This is a genomic window from Bradyrhizobium sp. AZCC 1577 (assembly GCF_036924575.1).
GTDB lineage: Bacteria > Pseudomonadota > Alphaproteobacteria > Rhizobiales > Xanthobacteraceae > Bradyrhizobium.
On record NZ_JAZHRQ010000001.1, the window covers coordinates 1,333,504 to 1,351,524 of the forward strand.

Annotated in this window: 19 protein-coding genes and 1 pseudogene; 12 read left to right on the forward strand and 8 right to left on the reverse strand. The window is 63.4% G+C overall.

The genetic code is table 11. The features are described 5' to 3' along the window. The first annotated feature begins 50 nt into the window (after nt 1-50). The 4 genes from V1278_RS06150 to V1278_RS06165 all read left to right on the forward strand — a co-directional run bounded on the left by V1278_RS06150 (nt 51) and on the right by V1278_RS06165 (nt 4,854). The gene (locus V1278_RS06150) at nt 51-1,178 is read left to right on the forward strand and encodes an acyl-CoA dehydrogenase family protein (protein WP_334380028.1); all 1,128 of its coding nucleotides are present in this window, start codon (nt 51-53) and stop codon (nt 1,176-1,178) included. Nucleotides 1,179-1,333: 155 nt separating this feature from the next. Next, a complete protein-coding gene (locus V1278_RS06155) occupies nt 1,334-2,578 on the forward strand; it encodes an acyl-CoA dehydrogenase (protein WP_334380029.1) in 1,245 nt (414 codons plus the stop codon). 180 nt (nt 2,579-2,758) lie between these two features. Next, on the forward strand, nt 2,759-4,003 hold the full coding sequence (locus V1278_RS06160) for an acyl-CoA dehydrogenase (RefSeq protein ID WP_334380030.1): 1,245 nt from the start codon (nt 2,759-2,761) through the stop codon (nt 4,001-4,003). A gap of 152 nt (nt 4,004-4,155) precedes the next feature. Then, nucleotides 4,156-4,854 carry a nitroreductase gene (locus tag V1278_RS06165; RefSeq protein ID WP_334380031.1) on the forward strand — a complete coding sequence of 233 codons (699 nt, stop codon included), beginning with the start codon at nt 4,156-4,158 and terminating at the stop codon, nt 4,852-4,854. Between the two features lie 180 nt (nt 4,855-5,034). Here the strand turns inward: V1278_RS06165 and V1278_RS06170 are convergent, their stop codons facing one another. The 3 genes and pseudogenes from V1278_RS06170 to V1278_RS06180 form a co-directional block, all read right to left on the reverse strand. Further along, complete coding sequence (locus V1278_RS06170) at nt 5,035-6,675, reverse strand: ankyrin repeat domain-containing protein (protein ID WP_334380032.1); 1,641 nt, start codon at nt 6,673-6,675, stop codon at nt 5,035-5,037. 230 nt (nt 6,676-6,905) lie between these two features. Further along, nucleotides 6,906-7,166, reverse strand: a complete 261-nt coding sequence (locus tag V1278_RS06175; RefSeq protein ID WP_442894619.1) for a hypothetical protein — start codon at nt 7,164-7,166, stop codon at nt 6,906-6,908. A gap of 97 nt (nt 7,167-7,263) precedes the next feature. Then, a pseudogene (locus V1278_RS06180) lies at nt 7,264-8,287 on the reverse strand (helix-turn-helix transcriptional regulator). A gap of 87 nt (nt 8,288-8,374) precedes the next feature. Between V1278_RS06180 and V1278_RS06185 the strand changes: the two are divergent. Together V1278_RS06185 and V1278_RS06190 are read left to right on the forward strand one after the other, a co-directional pair. Beyond that, a complete protein-coding gene (locus tag V1278_RS06185; RefSeq protein WP_334380033.1) occupies nt 8,375-9,016 on the forward strand; it encodes a glutathione S-transferase family protein in 642 nt (213 codons plus the stop codon). Nucleotides 9,017-9,042: 26 nt separating this feature from the next. Beyond that, nucleotides 9,043-9,477: a DUF6157 family protein gene (locus tag V1278_RS06190; protein ID WP_334380034.1), complete on the forward strand. Its 435-nt coding sequence runs from the start codon at nt 9,043-9,045 to the stop codon at nt 9,475-9,477. A gap of 9 nt (nt 9,478-9,486) precedes the next feature. Here the strand turns inward: V1278_RS06190 and V1278_RS06195 are convergent, their stop codons facing one another. Further along, nucleotides 9,487-10,272, reverse strand: coding sequence for an enoyl-CoA hydratase/isomerase family protein (locus V1278_RS06195; RefSeq protein ID WP_334380035.1), 786 nt, complete (start codon nt 10,270-10,272; stop codon nt 9,487-9,489). Between the two features lie 263 nt (nt 10,273-10,535). On the opposite strand from V1278_RS06195, the gene V1278_RS06200 reads away from it, so the two are divergent. Both V1278_RS06200 and V1278_RS06205 read left to right on the forward strand, forming a co-directional pair. Beyond that, nucleotides 10,536-11,201: a Crp/Fnr family transcriptional regulator gene (locus V1278_RS06200; RefSeq protein WP_334365272.1), complete on the forward strand. Its 666-nt coding sequence runs from the start codon at nt 10,536-10,538 to the stop codon at nt 11,199-11,201. Nucleotides 11,202-11,218: 17 nt separating this feature from the next. Further along, complete coding sequence (locus V1278_RS06205; RefSeq protein WP_334380036.1) at nt 11,219-12,082, forward strand: DUF6537 domain-containing protein; 864 nt, start codon at nt 11,219-11,221, stop codon at nt 12,080-12,082. Between the two features lie 74 nt (nt 12,083-12,156). On the opposite strand, the gene V1278_RS06210 is transcribed toward V1278_RS06205, so the two are convergent. Next, nucleotides 12,157-13,566 (reverse strand): TAXI family TRAP transporter solute-binding subunit, encoded by a 1,410-nt coding sequence (locus V1278_RS06210; RefSeq protein WP_334380037.1) that lies wholly within the window; start codon nt 13,564-13,566, stop codon nt 12,157-12,159. 423 nt (nt 13,567-13,989) lie between these two features. Here V1278_RS06210 and V1278_RS06215 point away from each other — a divergent pair, with 423 nt between their 5' ends. Both V1278_RS06215 and V1278_RS06220 read left to right on the forward strand, forming a co-directional pair. After that, on the forward strand, nt 13,990-14,343 hold the full coding sequence (locus V1278_RS06215; protein ID WP_083754910.1) for a DUF3307 domain-containing protein: 354 nt from the start codon (nt 13,990-13,992) through the stop codon (nt 14,341-14,343). A 181-nt stretch (nt 14,344-14,524) separates the two neighbouring features. Beyond that, complete coding sequence (locus V1278_RS06220; protein ID WP_065747542.1) at nt 14,525-14,929, forward strand: hypothetical protein; 405 nt, start codon at nt 14,525-14,527, stop codon at nt 14,927-14,929. A gap of 133 nt (nt 14,930-15,062) precedes the next feature. On the opposite strand, the gene V1278_RS06225 is transcribed toward V1278_RS06220, so the two are convergent. Together V1278_RS06225 and V1278_RS06230 are read right to left on the reverse strand one after the other, a co-directional pair. Continuing rightward, on the reverse strand, nt 15,063-15,389 hold the full coding sequence (locus V1278_RS06225) for a YkgJ family cysteine cluster protein (protein WP_334380038.1): 327 nt from the start codon (nt 15,387-15,389) through the stop codon (nt 15,063-15,065). Nucleotides 15,390-15,435: 46 nt separating this feature from the next. Continuing rightward, nucleotides 15,436-16,134 carry a helix-turn-helix transcriptional regulator gene (locus V1278_RS06230; RefSeq protein ID WP_028351726.1) on the reverse strand — a complete coding sequence of 233 codons (699 nt, stop codon included), beginning with the start codon at nt 16,132-16,134 and terminating at the stop codon, nt 15,436-15,438. A gap of 102 nt (nt 16,135-16,236) precedes the next feature. Here V1278_RS06230 and V1278_RS06235 point away from each other — a divergent pair, with 102 nt between their 5' ends. Beyond that, nucleotides 16,237-16,482 carry a hypothetical protein gene (locus V1278_RS06235; RefSeq protein ID WP_334380039.1) on the forward strand — a complete coding sequence of 82 codons (246 nt, stop codon included), beginning with the start codon at nt 16,237-16,239 and terminating at the stop codon, nt 16,480-16,482. A gap of 61 nt (nt 16,483-16,543) precedes the next feature. Further along, nucleotides 16,544-17,272: a glutathione S-transferase family protein gene (locus V1278_RS06240; protein ID WP_334365267.1), complete on the forward strand. Its 729-nt coding sequence runs from the start codon at nt 16,544-16,546 to the stop codon at nt 17,270-17,272. Here the strand turns inward: V1278_RS06240 and V1278_RS06245 are convergent, their stop codons facing one another. After that, nucleotides 17,273-17,905, reverse strand: coding sequence for a pyridoxamine 5'-phosphate oxidase family protein (locus V1278_RS06245; RefSeq protein WP_334380040.1), 633 nt, complete (start codon nt 17,903-17,905; stop codon nt 17,273-17,275). Nucleotides 17,906-18,021: the final 116 nt, after the last annotated feature.

Consider the following 18,021-nt stretch of genomic DNA (forward strand, 5'->3'; position numbering starts at 1 on the left):
GGACGACGAGCTAAAAAGATACACCTCACACAAAACCCGAGTAACACGCCATGAACTTCGATTTCTCCGACGAACAAAAACAGATGCGCGACGCGGCGCGGAAATTTCTCACTGAGAAGTGCCCGCCGAAGGCCGTGCGCGAGGTGCTCGACGGCAAGGTGCCGTATGACACGGAATTGTGGAAAGGCCTCGCCGAAATGGGCTTTCTCGGCGTCGCAATTCCCGAACAGTTCGGCGGCGCCGGCGCGGGCCATCTTGAGCTTTGCGTGATCGCGGAAGAAATGGGCCGCGCGAATGCGCCGGTGCCGTTCTCCTCCACGGTCTATCTTGCCGCCGAGGCGCTGCTGCTGGCCGGCTCCGACGCGCAGAAGCAGAAATGGCTGCCGAAGATCGCGTCCGGTGAGGCGATCGGTACGCTGGCGCTGTTCGAAGGCAAGGGCAATCCGTCGCCGAAGGCGATCAAGCTGCAGGCTTCCGGCGGCACGCTCAACGGCATCAAGAAGCCGGTGCCGGATGGCGCAATTGCCGATTTCGCCGTCGTCGCTGCCCGGACCGGTTCAACCGGTCGCGATTCCGATATCTCGCTGTTCCTGGTCGACCTCAAGGCCGGCGGCGTCGAGGCGAAGCCGTTGACCAACGTCGATCCGACCCGCGGGCAAGCCGAACTCACCTTCACGAAAGCCAAAGCCGAACCGCTTGGAGCGGCAGGCGATGGCTGGAGCATCCTCACGCAAGTGCTCGACCGCGCCGCCGTGCTGCTGGCGTTCGAGCAGGTCGGCGGCTCCGATCGCGCGCTCGAGATGGGCCGCGACTACGCGCTCGACCGTATCGCTTTCGGCCGGCCGATCGGCTCGTTCCAGGCAGTGAAGCACATGCTCGCCGACATGTACGTCTCGGCGACGCTGGCGCGCTCGAATTGCTACTACGGCGCCTGGGCGCTCTCGACCAATGCCGCCGAATTGCCGGAAGCCGCCGCTGCTTCGCGCATCAGCGCGACGCAGGCGTTCCAGCACTGCTCCAAGAACAACATCCAGGTTCACGGCGGCATGGGTTTCACCTGGGAATTCGACTGCCACATGTACTACCGCCGCGCCAACGCGTCAGCGCTGACGCTCGGCAGCCTGTCGTATTGGGAAGATCAGTTGATCGATCGCATGCGCAAGAAGAACGCGGCGTAGGGTTCACCCGGCGTCGTCCCCGCGAAAGCGGGGACCCATACTCCGCGGCCCCTCGATTGGAATCAAGTTGCGAGAGACGGGACTACTATTTTGGCCGGTGGTTATGGGTCCCTGCTTTCGCAGGGACGACGGGCCAAGTTTGAAGGACGAAACCGATGAACTTCGACGACACTCCGCAGGAAGCCGCATTCCGCGCCGAGGCCCGCGCATGGATATCCGCCAACGCGCCGAAGCAGTATGAGGAAGAACTTCGAAAGTCCTCGCTCGGCCGCACCGTGCTGAAAGGCGCGAACATTCTCGAGGTCGCAAAGGCCTGGCAGAAGAAGAAGGCCGAAGCGGGGTGGGCCTGCCTGCACTGGCCGAAGGAATATGGCGGCCGCGGCGCCTCGCCGATCGAGCGGGTGATCTGGCAGCAGGAAGAGGGGCCGTTCGGCAAACTCTCGGGCATGTTCATCATCGGCCATGGCATGTGCGGGCCGACCATGATGGCCTATGCCGGCGAGGAGCAGAAACGCAAATATCTGCCGCCGCTCGCTTCCGGCGAGAAGATCTGGTGTCAGTTGTTCTCCGAACCCGCCGGCGGCTCCGACGTCGCAGGGCTTCGCACTCGTGCCGAGAAGAAGGGCGACGACTGGATCATCAACGGCCAGAAGATCTGGACCTCGGGCGCGCACTATTCGGATTACGGTATCCTGCTCACGCGCACCGATCCCAATGTGCCGAAGCACAAGGGCCTCACGATGTTCTTCCTGGACATGAAGAGCCCCGGCGTTGAGGTGCGGCCGATCAAGCAGGCCAGCGGCCAGTCCGACTTCAACGAAGTCTATTTTACCGACGTGAAGATCCCGGACTCGCAGCGGCTTGGCGCCGTCAATGACGGCTGGAACGTCTCGCTGACCACGCTAATGAACGAGCGCATGTCGATCGGAGCAGGCGTGGCGACAGGCTTTCCGGAACTGTTCGAGTTCTGCAACAGCCTGATGCTGGAAGATGGGCCTGCAATCGAGGATCGCAGCGTTCGTTCGAGGCTGGCGAACTATGCGGTGAAGGCCAGCGGCCTGAGATACACCAGTATGCGCGCGATCTCGGCGCTCTCGAAGGGCGAGCGTCCCGGTCCGGAAAATTCCATCGGCAAGCTGGTGGCGGGATCGATGGTCCAGGAAGTCGCGATGTATGCGCTCGACCTGCAGGGCGCTGCCGGCGTGCTGAGCGGGCTGGAAGACGCCGAAGTTGCCGGCAAATTCCAGGCGATGCTGCTGCGCGCACCGGGCACCCGCGTCGAAGGCGGCACCGACGAGATCATGCGCAACATCATCGCCGAGCGCGTGCTTGGCTTGCCCGGCGACATCCGGGTCGACAAGGACGTGCCGTTCAATCAGATCCCGACCAAGGGAAGATAGATCACGTGTCCCGGACGCGGTGCGGCGTTCCCCCGGCGATGCGAAGCATCGTCCGGTACGCCGCTCCGCAGAGCCGGGACCCACACGATGCCAGTTTGATGGGCCCCGGCTGTGCAGCGCACCGCTTCCGCGCTGCGCTGCGTCCGGGGCACGTCTCCGGAGACAAAGGAGAAAGCCGCAATGAACTTCGACGATACGCCACAGGAAGCCGAATTCCGAGCCACGGCTCGCAAATGGATCGATGCCAACGCGCCGAAGCAATACGAGGCGGAGCTCTCAAAATCCTCGCTCGGCCGCATCCGGCTCGAGAAGGAAGATATCGTCGATGTCGGCAAGGCCTGGCAGAAGAAGAAGGCCGAGGGCGGCTGGGCCTGCCTGCACTGGCCGAAAGAATATGGCGGCCGCGGCGCCAGCCCGATCGAGAAGGTGATCTGGCAGCAGGAAGAGGGCGTTTACGGCAAGCTGACGCAGCCGTTCCAGATCGGCGAGGGCATGTGCGGCCCGACGGTGATGGCGTTCGGCAGCGAGGAGCATAAGCGCTACTATTTGCCGAAACTCGCTTCCGGCGAGCACATCTGGTGTCAGCTCTTCTCCGAACCCGCCGGCGGCTCTGACGTCGCGGGGCTGCGCACGCGCGCGGAGAAGCAGGGCGACAACTGGATCGTCAACGGCCAGAAGATCTGGACCTCGGGCGCGCACTATTCCGACTACGGCCTGCTGATCACGCGCACCGATCCCAACGTGCCCAAGCACAAGGGCCTGACGATGTTCTTCCTCGACATGAAGAGTAAGGGCGTCGAGGTACGGCCGATCAAGCAGGCCAACGGCATGCAGGAGTTCAACGAGGTTTATTTCACCGACGTGGTGATCCCGGACAGCCAGCGCCTTGGTGCGGTCGGCTACGGCTGGAACGTGTCGCTGACCACGCTGATGAACGAGCGCATGTCGATCGGCTCGCGGCTCGCGACGGGTTTTCCGGAAATGTTCGAGTTCTGCTCGAACCTGATGACCGATGACGGGCTCGCGATCGACGATCCCGCGACGCGCTCAAAACTCGCGAACTGGGCGGTTAAGGCGAGCGGGCTGAAATACACCAGCTATCGCGCGATTTCGTCGCTGTCGAAGGGCGAACGGCCGGGTCCGGAAAACTCCATCGGCAAGCTGGTGTCGGGTTCGATGCTGCAGGATATCGCGACCTATGCAATGGATCTGCAGGGCGCGGCCGGCGCGCTCACCGGCGCGGATGAGGAAATGGCGCGCGGTCAGTTCCAGCAGATGCTGCTCTCTTCGCCCTCGATGCGCATTGCCGGTGGTACCGACGAGATCCTGCGCAACATCATCGCCGAGCGCGTGCTCGGCCTCCCCGGCGACATCCGTGTCGACAAGGACGTGCCGTTCAACAAGATCCCGACCAAGGGGCGTTGATCTCTCGCTAAGGGGCGTTGATTTCTCGTGTCCCGGACGCGGCGCAGCGCGCAGCGCTGCTCCGCAGAGCCGGGACCCACGTGGTAGGCCCCGGCTCAGCAGCGCACCGCTTTGCGCTGCGCTGCGTCCGGGGCACGAAAGCGAGCAAGGCCATGGATACTGCCGTGAACCAACAAGACCGCATCGACGTGCTCGAAGACCTCCTGAACGAGCGATACTCCGTACGCGCGTTCCTGCCGCAAGAGGTGCCGCGCGAGACCATCGAGCATGTCCTCAAGGTTTCGCAGCGCACGGCGTCATGGTGCAACAGCCAGCCCTGGCAGGTGCTGATCGCGAGCGGTGAGGCCAAGGAGCGCTTCCGCAAGGCGATCTATGCCGAGGCCGCTTCCGGCGCCAAGGACGATCATGACTTCACGCCGCCACGCGAATATCTCGGCGTCTATCTCGAACGCCGCCGCGAGAGCGGCTTTCAGCTCTACAACACGCTCGGCATCGCGCGCGGCGACAAGATGGCCTACGCCAAACAGGCGCTGCAGAACTACAATTTCTTCGGCGCGCCGCATGTCGCGATCATTCATACCGACGAGCCGCTCGGCATCTATGGCGCGGTCGATTGCGGCGCCTATGTCTCTAATTTCATGCTGGCGGCGCAGGCGCTCGGCCTCGGCACCATTCCGCAGGCCGCGCTGGCGCGGCATTCCGGATTGATCCGGCGTCACTTCAATCTGGCGGATGATCGGCGCGTGGTCTGCGGCATTTCCTTCGGCTATGCCGACCACGCTCACAAGGTCAACAGCTACCGCACGTCGCGGGCGAGCGTAGCCGAGACGGTGACGTTTGTGGACGAGTAGCCCTTCTCCCCCTTGTAGGAGAAGGTGGCATAGGCGGCCTTTGGCCGCCGTCTCTTAGAACGCCGATGCTTCGCATCGGCTACGGCGCCGGATGAGGGGTCTCCATCCGCGGAGACAACCCCTCACTCTTCTTCGCTTCGCGAAGCCACCCTCTCCCACAAGGGGAGAGGGGGAGAATGTTCAAACTCCGCGACCCAGCAGCTCCTCGGTGACCTCGTCGGAAAAGCGTTTTCGCATGCCGGCGATCAGCACCCAATCAGGATCGTTGGGGATCGCCGTCGCACCCGGCATGCCGTGATCGAGCAGGGCGCGTGCGCAGCCGAGCCAGTCGCCGCCTTCGACCGGTTCGTTGCAGGACGCCCAACCCAGCGTGCCGCAGGCATTGTCGCCGTGGCCATGCTGCTCGGTCCAATCAGCGCCGTGTTCAAGCAGGAAGCGCGTCAGCGCGGCATCGCCGCGGAACACCGCCAGGTTGAGCGCGGATGCATCCCAGTCGCCGCCGCGCACCGCGATCGGCCAGCCGAGCCTGACCATCAGCTTGACGACGTCGTCGGCGCCGGCCGCGGCCATATCGGGCAACAGTCGCAATTGTGCCGGCGACAGCGAGGCCGGCAGATCGGGGCGCTGCGAAGCCACCGCACGTGCCTCGGCTTCGTCACCGCGCGCGCATGCGACGACAAAGCGTTCATCGTCGGAAATATCCGGCGCGTCGGTTTGCGCCCGCAGCAGCGCGGCAGCCTCGGTAAGCCCGAACTGCAACGCTAGCCGGTATGGGCTGAGGCCTTCCGGCGTGGAGCGCGAAGGGTCGGCGCCCGCATCCAGCAGGGCCTTCACGTGACGGGGGCGGCGGCGGTAGATGGCCCATGCGAGCGGCGAACCCCAATCGGTCAGCGGTGCATTTCGCGAGGGCTCGTTCGGGTCGCCGCCCTGCGCCAGAAGTAATTTCAGCGCGGTGTCGTCCTCAAGGTCGATCGAGCGATAGATCGCATTGCTTTCCGCGATGCGCGCGCCGTGCTCCAGCAGCAGGCGGGTGCAGGCCGGATTCTCGAGGGAGTGGTAGAGCGACTCGCCATCATTGGGATCCGCGCCGGCGTCGAGCAGTAGCTTTGTCAGGGTAAGGTCATGGTTGGCTCCCGCGGCGCCATAGAGCGTCGAGAGTGGATAGCGCATGTCGGGTTTCTCAAGCGACGCCGGCGGCCAGCGGCTGTAGATGCGCTGATTGACGTCGGCACCTGCCGCGATCAGCAATTGCGCGCTTCCGTGCAGGCGCTCGCGAAATTCATCCACGCGCAACAGGCCTGAATGCGCGACTGCAAAAAGCGGCGACATCTGCAGCGGCCCGCCGGGCCGGTTCACCCATGACGGATCGGTCTGCGTGGCCTGCCGCAATGCGCTTTCGTCGCCGATGGCGCAGGCAAGGTAGGGATCGCCGGCGACCAGTCCGGGATCTTCCGCCAGCATCCGCAAACCGACGCGCAGGTTGGTGCGGCCGGACGTGTTGCTGACATCGCCGCGATAGATCAATTGCAGCCAGTGCAGGACGCGAGCGACGCGCTCGTTGCGCGCTGCCATCTGCACTTCGACGTATTGTTTCAGGTCAGGCCAGGACGCGAAGCCGTGCTCGCGCGCGATGCATGATTGCGCGTCGTGCAGGCGAAGTTCGAGGGACGCAATATCACCGTCGCTGCGGCCGGCCGCCGCCGGCAGCGCTTGCCGAAACCGCGCCGTCGCCGCCACATCGCGGCTTCGATACAGGCGGATCAATTCCTTGGCTTGTTTCTTCAGATGATCGAGATTCAATCGATCGGGAGACCGGTTCATCAGACACCTCCGTGCATGACATCGCCGACGGCCCGCAATACCGGCTGCACAAAGGCTCTAGATCTCGCTCGAAAGCTGCAAGTGGGTTCAACCCTTCCCGCGGGCCCGGGCGCGGCTTGCACCGCAGGCGCCACAATATGGCTGCAGCGGGCAGGGGTCAACGTATCAGGCAAGCGGAAAAATCCCGGTCGCTGGCGCGGCCGGGATCTTTCTTACAAACGCTGGGTCGATCAGTAGGCGCAGACGTTCACGGTGCGCAGGCGCATGCCACGGCGGGTTTCGACCCAGCGCTGCTGCAGGCAGCCATTGAAACCGGTGTCGACATAGACGCCGCCGAAGCCGACGCCGATGGCAGGACCCCAGCCGTAGCCATGGCCCCAATGATGGCCCCAGTGAGGGTAGAAGCCGCCGGCGGAAGCGGGCGCTGCAGCGGCAATGGTCAGCGAGGCGGCGGCAATCAGTCCGAGGGTAACCTTGCGAAACATACTCATTTTCTCCAATTGCTTGGCACGAGGCCGTTGTTGCGTCCCTGCCCATCAGTCGGATCAGGCGCGGCTCGCGTTCACGTGCGAAGGGGAGAATCGTGTTTCAGGAGTGTTTCGTGGGACGAGATTTTCGGACACCCTTTCGATCAGGATGTGCGCTCCGCACCGTCTGATAACGGGCGGCCATGGCTTGTGTGAGCTCGGCCATCTTGTCGCGCAGTTCGGCTGGTGCCAGCACCTCGGCCTCCGCGCCGAGGCGCAGCAGTTCGGCGGCGGCATGCCACACCGTTTTCCCGATCGGCACGACGGCAATCCGCCAGCCGGCCGCATCGGCAGTCTCCTCGATACGGGTGCGCGTCCTCACATAGGGCTGGCTCAAGGCGTCGAGCAGTTTTACGCCAAACGGCGATAGCCGGACGGTGGCGGAGTCCGGATGCATCTCGGCTTCGAGCCGAAGCGTTGCGGCTTGCCAATAGGCAGCGAGATCGAAATTGGTGGGCCGGACGAAACGCTCATCCAAAACGTTGCAATCCAGAACGCGCGCGACGCGATAGGTGCGCACGCTGCCGTCGATGTGTCCGGCCAGATACCAGCTTCCGCCCTTCAGCACGAGCCCGAGCGGCGCGACGCGGCGGCGCTTCTCGGCCCTCCAGCTCTGGTAGCGGATTTCGATCAGGCACTCGCGCAGCAGCGCGCTGGCAATCGCACGCAGATGTTTGGGCTGCTCGGCCTCGCCGAACCAGCCTGGGGCATCGAGATGAAAACGCTCCTGCATCCGGCCGGCATTCGGGCGCAGATTGGCCGGCAGCGCCGCCATCAGCTTGGTCTGCGCCGCCATCATTGCGGCGTCGAGGCCGAGCGCGGCTGCGGGCCCTGGCAGTCCCGTCATGAACAACGCCTCGGCCTCCGGTTGCGACAGGCCATTCAGCCGCACGCGATAGCCGTCAAGCAGGCGATAGCCGCCTTCCGCGCCGCGCTCGGCATAGATGGGGATGCCGGCGGCGGCGAGTGCATCGATGTCGCGATAGATGGTGCGCAACCTCGCAGGTATCAGCGAGTTCGGGCGCGGTGACCTGTCCCCGCGCCTGCAAGGTGGTGAGGATGGAAAGCAACCGGCTTGCGCGCATGGCTTCTCTTAAACCATACCTGACACAGGATGTCAGGTATGGTCGGGCATAGAGGGGACGCCCGTGGGGGCGAAAAGGAGACTGCCAATGACCAGCAAGGATCGCATCACCCTTTATTACTCGCCGCAGACCCGCGCGACCGGCACGCGGGTGCTGCTGGAGGAATTGGGGGCGCCTTACGATCTTCATGTCCTGAACATGAAGGCGGGCGAGCAGCGGCAGCCGGCCTATCTCGCCATCAATCCGCTGGGCAAGGTGCCGTTGATCCGCCATGGCGAGGCGCTGGTGACCGAACAGGTCGCCATCTACATCTATCTCGCCGACCTGTTTCCGGAAGCCGGGCTGACGCCCGCGCTCGACGATCCCAGGCGTGGCCCGTATCTGCGCTGGATCGCCTATTATGGTTCGTCCTTCGAGCCAGCTCTGATCGACAAGTTCATGAAGCACGAACCGGCACCGCCGACGCAATCGCCCTATTCCGACTACGACTCCATGCTGGGCGTCCTGGAGACGCAGCTTTCCAGGGGGCCTTATCTGCTCGGGGACCGCATGACGGCTGCCGATATTCTCTGGGGCGTCGCGTTCAGTTGGACGATGATGTTCGGCCTCGTGCCCGAAAAGGACGTGTTCAAGGCCTATGCCGAGCGCATTACGTCGCGGCCCGCCTTCCAGCGGATCAGCGCCGCCGATGATGCCATGGCGGCGCAGCACGCCGCGGCTTGCGGGTGAATGGCGCGACGAGGTTTGATCGCTGGATGACAAAGACAGTTTACACCACCAACTGCTTCAACACCTTCATCCAGGTCGCGGAGGATTGTCCCGCGCGTAGCGGCGAGGAACCGCCGGCCCGCGCGGGCAATCCGACGGTTGCCGGCCTGCAGTACAAGATGATTGTGGAAGCGCCCTACAAATACACGTCCGACGACGTGATATTCGCGACCTCCGCCCGCGGCCGGCAGCTCGGTGCCAAGGCGACGAAGCAGGAGCTAAGCCTTGCCCGCGAGGAATTCTTCTCAAAAGGGCAGGCATGCCTGAGAGCGTCGGGCCTCGGCAAGCGCTTCGGCTGGGGCGTGCACGCCGATGCCGAGGGGCGCGTCGCGATCCATGCGGTCGACAGCAAGCGCTACCAGGCGCTTGCGCGCGATCCTGCTATCCAGCAGGTCCGGGCGATGCGTACCAGGCGTGCCTGAACTTTTCGCTCAGAACTTCGGCGGCCGCTTTTCCGCGAACGCCTCGATGCCTTCCTTGATCTCGGCGCTGCGCATGCTCTCGCGATGGCGCAGGTCGGCGGCCTCTTCGTCAAGCTTGCCGCGGGCGAATTCGTTGATGGCGCGCTTCATGCCGCGCATCGCCAGCGGCGCGTTGCCGGCCAGGATAGCGGCGAGACCATCCACTTCCTCGTCCAGCATCTCCACCGGCACCATGGCAGTGAGGTAACCGATCCGCAGCATTTCCGGCGCGGCAATTTTCTGCGCGGTGAGAAACAGCATCTTTGCATTGTCGACGCCGAGCCGCGAGACGTAGCGCTTAATTCCGCTCTTGTAGTAGTGCAGGCCGAGCCGCGCCGCCGGCATGAACATTTCGGCCGTATCGACCCCGACACGGAAATCGCAGGCCAGCGCCAGGTCGGTCGAGCCGCCATAGACGCCGCCATTGAGCCGGCAGATCGTTGGCACGCCGAGGTCCTCCAGCCGGTCGACCACTGCTTCGAATGCCGATCCCGCGCTCGGCTGTTCCTTCTCGCTGGTCGCTCGGTCCGCGACCGAATTGAGATCATAGCCCGCACTGAACGCGCGGCCGGTGCCGGTCAGCACCAGCACGCGGATCGCGGGATCGGCCTCGATCCGGTCGAACAGTTTCATGAGTTCGCCGAGGTCCTCGCTCTGCAGCCGGTTCAGATGTTTCGGCCGGTTGAGGCGGATGGTGGCTCGCGGGCCGCTGATCTCGAGGATGGGCGCGCTTGCCGCCTCGGCTGTATCGGACATTATTCGCTCCATTGTTCAGCCGTCATCGCGAACGAACCGTGCCTGCCGCCAGGAAGGCCGTCAACGATGCCCTCGCGCCCGCTGCGCCAGGCGGTCGGGTTCGGGCCGCTATATGGACGTGAATTTTACCCGGGAATAGTGAGAATCCCGACAAAACGTCGCCTTTTCCTCGTATACCAAAAGGGCCCTGCGGGCATTACGATAGTGGGCGCCGCGGCAGAATCGCGAAAAATTCACGCCCTGAAGAATTTGGTTGGCTTCCAATGGATACGTCTCATCTGGCACAACACGCAGGAACGGCGGGCGCGCTGTTCGCAACAATTTTCGTGGTCGCCACCACCACGATGAAGACCATGATCCCGTTGCGGGTCTTCGGTATTCTCGCCAACGTCATCCTGATCCTGACGGCGATCCCGGCCCGCAACTACCTGGTCATGGTGGTGCAGCTCGCCATGCTGCTGGTCAACTCCTACCGCCTGCATCAGATGCTGCAGTTGGTGCGCGACGTGAAGAAATCAGTCAACAGCGACCTGTCGATGGAATGGCTGAAGCCGTTCATGACCGAACGCAACTGCACGGCCGGCGAGATCCTGTTCTACAAGGACGAGAAGGCCGAGGACATGCTCTATATCGTCAGCGGCAAATTCAAGCTGGTTGAATCAGGCATCGTGCTGCCGGTCGGCGCCATCGTCGGCGAACTCGGCATGCTGTCGCCTTCGAACACGCGAACCCAGACGCTGGAATGTATCGAGAGCGGCCTCATCCTGAGCGTCAGCTACACCAAGGTCGAGGAACTTTACGTGCAGAACCCCGCGTTCGGCTTCTACTTCCTTCGCCTTGCCAGCGCTCGCCTGTTCCAGAACCTGGACGCGGCGGAAAAGCGGCTGGCTCAGCATTTGGCGTCCACCGCCGAGCCGAAGCCTGCGTAGAGGCCGGAGCACGGAGAGTGTCAGACCGCGGGTTCCTGTCGTCTTTACGTTATCTCCTAGCCGATTTCATCGGCGAGGATGACGACGAGCCGCCATTCCTGCCCGAAGGACTGCCGGAGCCGGTGATGGCGGTGGCGAGCGAGGCCATCCATCTCCTCATCGACTATCAGGGCCCGAGCTACGCCCGGCTCTATGTCGACCGGCTGCGGCGGTTCATCGGCAAACGAGGCGTCGACGACGTGATGCTCGGCGAAATAGCGCGGCTGATGGCGGTGCGCATGAGCTATCAGGACCCGATCCGGATCGCGCAGCTCAAGCTCGCCGAACTCAATGGCCCGCCCGGCGCGTCGGCCGGGTCCGTGGATATCAGGAAATTCCGGCTTGAAGAGCTGATCGGCGTGCTTCCCGCCGTCATTGCCGAATACGTCCTGGATGCGCTGGAATGGGCCGGATGGTCGCACAAGCGTGTCTCCATCCGCTTCAGTACGAAAAGCCGCTTCGGCATTCGCCGCCTCAAGATCGAGGCCGGGCTGCGGCGATGGCGGCTGCTTTCGGTGCGTTATGCCAAGGAGCGGGTCTGGGTCGAACGCTGGCTGCACATGATCGACCGCAGCCTGACCAAACAACCCCAAGCCGCGCCCACGATCATCCAGACCGCGACCATGATCGAGGGCTATGGCGACGTCTATCGGCAGGGCATGGCGGACTGGAACGCGATCATCGACGGGCTTGCCAAGCCGACCTTCGATGGCGTGCTGGCCTTGTCAGATCTCGCCGGCGCGATAGCCGAAGCGCGCGCCGCCGTCTCGCCCGACCCGCGGCAGGCCGCGCTCAAGCGCAAGATCGCCGAGATAAGGGCACGGGTGTCCGTTAACGTGTAGGGTGGGCAAAGGAGCGTGAGCGACGTGCCCACCATCTATCCATGCGCGAGGTCCTGATGGTGGGCATGCTTCGCTTACGCGCTCTGCGCCGTCTTCACGACCACGACCTTGTCGTCCTGCAGAAGATCCTGCGCGGCATGCCGCTTGAGATGTTCGCGGCGCAGGCCGATTTCGTCGCGCACGAATTCATAGCCGAGCTTGAAGGTATCCAGCCCGTCGCTACTGATGGTGCCGTCGCGCAAGCCGATCACCACGCCGCGCAGGATCGCTTCCAGCTCGTCCTGCAGTTCGTCGAGCGCGTCGAGAGAGTTGGCGTATTCGACGCGTTCGCCGATATCGAGAATCGCGGTCGCGAGCTGGCTGGCCTTCTCCGGCGCGATCCGGGTGATCTTGGCGTAGATGGCGGCAAAGATCGAGCCGATGATGCTGAGCGCCAATAGCGCCACATACATCAAATCGCTGTAGCGCTCGACAAAGGACTTGGTGTCGTCGTTGATGTATTCGGCAGCGCCCGGATGCGCCACGACGAAGGCGTCCTTGTCGGTCTCTGCGGGCTCGATCTTTGAGGCAAAGCCGTCGGGTAGCGCAAGCTCGGCCTTGTTCTCGTAGATGATCCGCGCAAGATCGCCCACGGTGGTGGTCGAGAGCTTGGATTGGGCGACCAGCAGCCATTCGAGCCCGATCGTCTCGACGTCTTCCGCAGGGACGGCGGGGGAGGCGGACAGCATTCCGGTCGCCACCGTCTCCTCCGAGATCGCCGGGTACTTCCTCGCGATCGCCTTCGCCGAATCGATCGCGTTCAGTGTAAAGCTGCCGCGTCTGGCATATTGCGCGTAACTCTTGTCCTTTACGATCTGCGAGGCGTGCGCGATCTTGATCACGGCGCCGAAGCCCGCGGCGAACAATTGGTCGAAGGTCGCGCCCGGCGGAGCCATCTGGACCCGCGCCGCCGCATCCGGGGTGTCGGAGAGCTCGAGAATATTGCGCACCAGCGCAGCCCCGCTCTCGTTGTCGGCTATGACGGCAATCTTCTTTTTCTTCAGCTCCGCGATGGATTTGATTTTCTTGCCGTTCGGGCTGATCAGCAACAGCAGGTCATGTTCGAGGATCGCCAGCGCGCGGGCGCGGGGCGGAATCCTGGCGTCGGTGCGCAAGATCGCAAGGTTGGCTTCCTTGCGGTCAAACTGCGACAACGCCCTGGCATTGTCGCCGTTGGGCACGATCTTGAGCCGCAGCCGCGAGGAATTGTTCTTCAGCACCGTCGCCAGCCGGGCGGCGAAGCGCGCCTCCGGGCCGCTGGTATCGCCGACGGCAAATACCAGCGTCTCGGAATTGCGCAGCAGCGTCCGGCCACCCCACACCACCGCGGCGGTCAGGACTAGCGTCAGGATGGAAAACAGCAGGATTTGGGTCCGGTTGCTTTTGACGGCCCGCATGCGGCGACGCGGCATTTTCGGATGCGGCGTTGCGGCTTCAGCACTCATGGCGCGTACCCGGGGATCAGGGACGTGTCGCCGGCCGAGCCGGCGCCGCGGGCCGTCCGAATGAATTCGTAAATATATACAAAAGGATGATAATTTTGCCCGCCGGCCGATGATAGCCGTCTCCCATGGGATTGCAAACCGCGCCGGCCGGGTAACCTTACCCCCGGGACCACGCTGCGGGAGGTTGCCGCAGTATCGCAGTTCCGCCACACCGTGCGATTTTCAGACTACCCACAGGTGCATTCCGCCGCGGGAGATGTCATAAATAATGCAACGTTCGAATAGTCCGGGTTTGACAAGAACATTGCGCTGACAGCCTAGGCCCCGGTTTTTCGCCATCTCGTCAGTCCCAGCCAAAGGGCGTCAGCTTTGTTGTTTCCTTCGATGTCGTCCTCGATCCCGGTAGGTGCGCTGATCGGATGGATGCTGCTTCTCACGGTGAAGCACGTCATTGCCGATTTCATGCTGCAAACTTCCTGGATGGCGATCGGCAAGGATCAAAAGACCGGCTGGGCGATGCCGCTGCTTGCGCATTGCCTCGTGCACCTCGCGGTATCGCTGGCGTTGATCCTGATCGTCGCGCCGCGATTCTGGTTCGTCGCGTTTATCGATTTCTTCATCCACATCACCGTCGACCGCCTCAAGGGGATCATCGCCTCCCGGTTCGGCGTCACCCTCGAGAACGAGCATCCGTGGTTCTGGACGCTGATCGGCGTCGATCAGGCGCTGCATCATCTCACCGGTTTCGGCCTGGCAATTTTCATGGCGGCGAACTGACCCCGCCTGGCGGGCATCAGTCCAATTTTCTCCGAATTCGGAAGGCGCACCCACGCTGGCACGAATCACGTTCTGATTCCGGTTCAGGCTTCACTGGCAAGCGCCCCGGAACACTACTGGCGCAGGTGGTTAACCCTTCATTAGAGAATTACACGGCATCTTCCGAAAAGGGAGAACCGCAATGTTTTCAAGCCGCGACGCCTTCGAGAACGATTTCTGTCCGGTCCGGGACGAGCTACTGGGCGAGATGTATCGCGCCAATCCGCACGGGCTGTCGCTGCTGGTGGAAAGCGTTTCATCAGACGTCCGCGCCATGCTGGCACTGTTCTGCTACCGCCGCAGCCACCTCCACGCGTTGGCCATCGCCATCGCCGCGAGCTGCACCGAACGCGAGCTGATCCATTTCGGCGGCCGGGTCGGCTCCACGCTCTACGCGTTGTCGCGCGAACCCGCCGCGCGTTCCGCCTCATCGTCATCGCACGGCGGCCGCAAGCCGATCACCCTTTCGACCAAACCGCTCTCGACCTTCAAGCCGATCGAGGATGAGATCGACGACGAAGATTTTGCCGAAGCGGTGACGGCGTAGGCTCTATCCGTCGTCCCCGCGAACGCGGGGACCCATACGCCGCGGCCGTGGTTATTGGGCACGCGGGTCGACGGCCTTCTTCAACAACGCAACCCTGTGGTTGTGAGTCCCTGCGCCTGTGCGCAATTGCGCACTAGGCAGGGACGACATCGAGCACCGGCAATCCGTGCCGCTTTCGCGCCATCGCGCATTCCACGTCACCGGGCATGCAGGTGCGGCACACCTCGGGCCGCACCGCGTAGACTAGGCACGACGTCGTCTCGCCAACCTCGCCTGACAGCGCCGAACAGCGATCGCCCTCGCAGCGCATTCCCGACAACCGTTCGTTGACGAATTGTTCCGGGATCAGGTCGAGCGCCGCATCGTCCTCGGTGGTGAAACGCGGCCAGTTCTGCGAGTAGCTGCAGCAGGCGCCACAGGCCTGGCAGGGGCTTTGGTTGTCGGCGGCGATTCCTTGCATATTTCAGCGTTTAGCCCGGAATGACGGCCGCGACCAGCGACTGGCCTCAGGTATCCTTCGGCGCTTCCCAGACCAGGCTCCGCCGCCATTTCGCCCGCAGGATATCGCGGCGTTCCGGATATTTTTCGTCGTGGTAGACCGCGTCGACGACGCGGTCGGTACGGAAGCTGCGAAAATCCTTCCGCAGTTCGCACCACGCCGCCAGTATCCGCACCGCCTCGTGATAGCCGACCGCGATCGGCCAGATCGTGCGCTGGCTGTCGCGGCCATGCTCGTCGCGATAGTTCAGCGTGATCTTCTTGCCGTCGTGGATCTGCGCCCGTGTCCGCACCATGTCGATGCGGTCGGGCTCCCGGTTCCATGCCCGTCGGGCGCGGCTTGCCGGCTCCAGCACGAATGGCCGCAAGCGCTCCGGCACCGTCTCGGCGACTTTCGCCATCAGGTCCTGGGCGGCGCGCGCCAATGCGGGATCGGCGTGGCCGACCACCCATTGCGCGCCGAGCACGCAGGCCTCGATCTCATCTGGCGTGAGCATCAAGGGCGGCAGGTCGAAGCCTTTTTCCAGGATGTAGCCGACGCCGGCTTCGCCGCGGATCGGCACGCGCTGTTCGATCAGGGTCGTTATATCGCGGTAGATGGTTCGCTTCGAAGTCTCCAGCTCCGCCGCGATCGCGTCCGCGGTCAAAGGCTTCCGGGTGCGCCGGAGCACCTGAATGATCTGAAACAGCCGGTCGGCCCGTCTCATGGCTCGTCTCTTTTCCTGATCGATGGCCCGCGATGCTGACAGCATGTTGGCAGCAGGGGTTTTGTATATCGGGACAACACCTCAATTAAAGGGAACTTGTCCATGACGATTTTCAGCGAATTCGGCTTCCGGCAAAGCCGCGGACCCCTCGTGAATGCCCACCGATTTGCATTGGAACAGCTCGTTTCCATCCACTGCGTCACCACCGACCTGCGCTGGGCGATGGTTGAGCTGGCATGGCGGTCGCTCGTCGCCGTGTGCGCCCTGGCGCAAGAGCAGCTTGCGTCGTGGGCGCGCAAGCCCCGTTCGCCGCGGCAGGAGGAAGGCGGCCGGCACTGCTGCTGCTGACACCATGGTGGCAGCAGGGGGGCGCTAGCCTCGGGCGCGTTTTTGAGATCGGGAGACCAGCATGATTACCCTTTTCGGCTTCGGTGCCGGCTTCGGCCTGCCGGAGATCAGCCCCTTTGTGACCAAGACCGAGGTCCAGCTCAAGATGGCCGGTCTTGCCTATCGCAAGGAGAAGGCCAAGCCGCCGGCTTCGCCCAAGGGGCAGTTGCCGTACATCGTCGACGAGGCTGAGACGATCGCCGATTCCACCTTCATTCGCGCGCATCTGGAAGCCAAATATGGTTTCGATTTCGATGCGCCGCTCAGCCTGCAGGCGCGGGCACAGGCCTGGGCGTTCGAGCGGATGATCGAGCATCATATCTATTGGGCGCTGGTCGGCGCGCGCTGGGTCGATGGCGACAATTTTGCCAAGGGCCCTGCGCATTTCTTCGACAGCGCGCCGGCGCACTTACGCGAGAAGATGCGCGAGGACGCCCAGTTCCGCGTCGCCGAGAACTACCTGCTCAGCGGCCTCGGCCGCCATGCGCCGGATGAAGACATCGATCTTGCCGCGCGCTCGTTGTTTGCTTTGTCGGTCCAGCTCGGCGACAAGCCGTTCCTGATGGGCGAAACACCCTGCGGCATGGACGCCACCGCGTTCGGCGCGCTCGCCGGAATCCTGACGCCGTTCTTCGAGTCGGCACTACGGCAGCGGACCGAGCAGTTCGCCAATCTCACGGCCTATGTCGACCGGATGATGCTGCTGTACTATCCGGAATTCGCCTGGGCGCCGGTGCAGCAGGCCGCCTGATTACGACGTTGCCGCTGCGGGCCGGCCCTGCAAAGCGGCCAGCTCGCTCTCAAGTTCGGCAATGCGGGCGTCGCGCACGGCCAACGCCTGTGCGACGTCGGCGGCGTCGAACTTCTGCGGAATGTGCTGCGGGCAGTTGGTGTCCCACGCCGCAATCTTGAACAGGATGACCTGCTCAGGCCGCCCTTTGTAGCCGCGCGGCATCAGCGATTTCGTCAGCGCCGGATCGTCCTCCACCACGCGCGCCTCGCCCCAGATCTTCACGCGCCGGCGATGCGCATAGTCCATCACGAAAATATGTGCCTTCGGGTTCTCCGATAGATTGCCTTGGCTGATGTACTGCCGGTTGCCGCTGTAATCGGCAAACGCGATGGTGTTGTTGTCGAGAATTTTGACAAAGCCCTTCGGCCCGCCGCGGTGCTGGATGTAAGGCTGGCCGTCGGCCGAAGCGGTCGCGAGATAGAAGCTCGTGGTTTCCGCCAGGAAGCTGGCGAGGTTTTCGTCGATCTCGACGCGCCAGCCGCCGCGCGCCTCGACGCTGGCATAGGCCTCGCGCGAGCCCTTGCGGGTCTGGATCGCCTTCACCGCCGGCGTGAAGGCGACATCGCTGGAATAGGTGTGAACGTCAGACATCTGAGCCTCCCGCGGAGCGCCTAAACGACCGTCCTTGGGCTTCAAGATGGACGTTCCCGTAACTTAAACAATCTTTGGAATTGACACTTCACTATTGCTGGATATGCAATAATAGG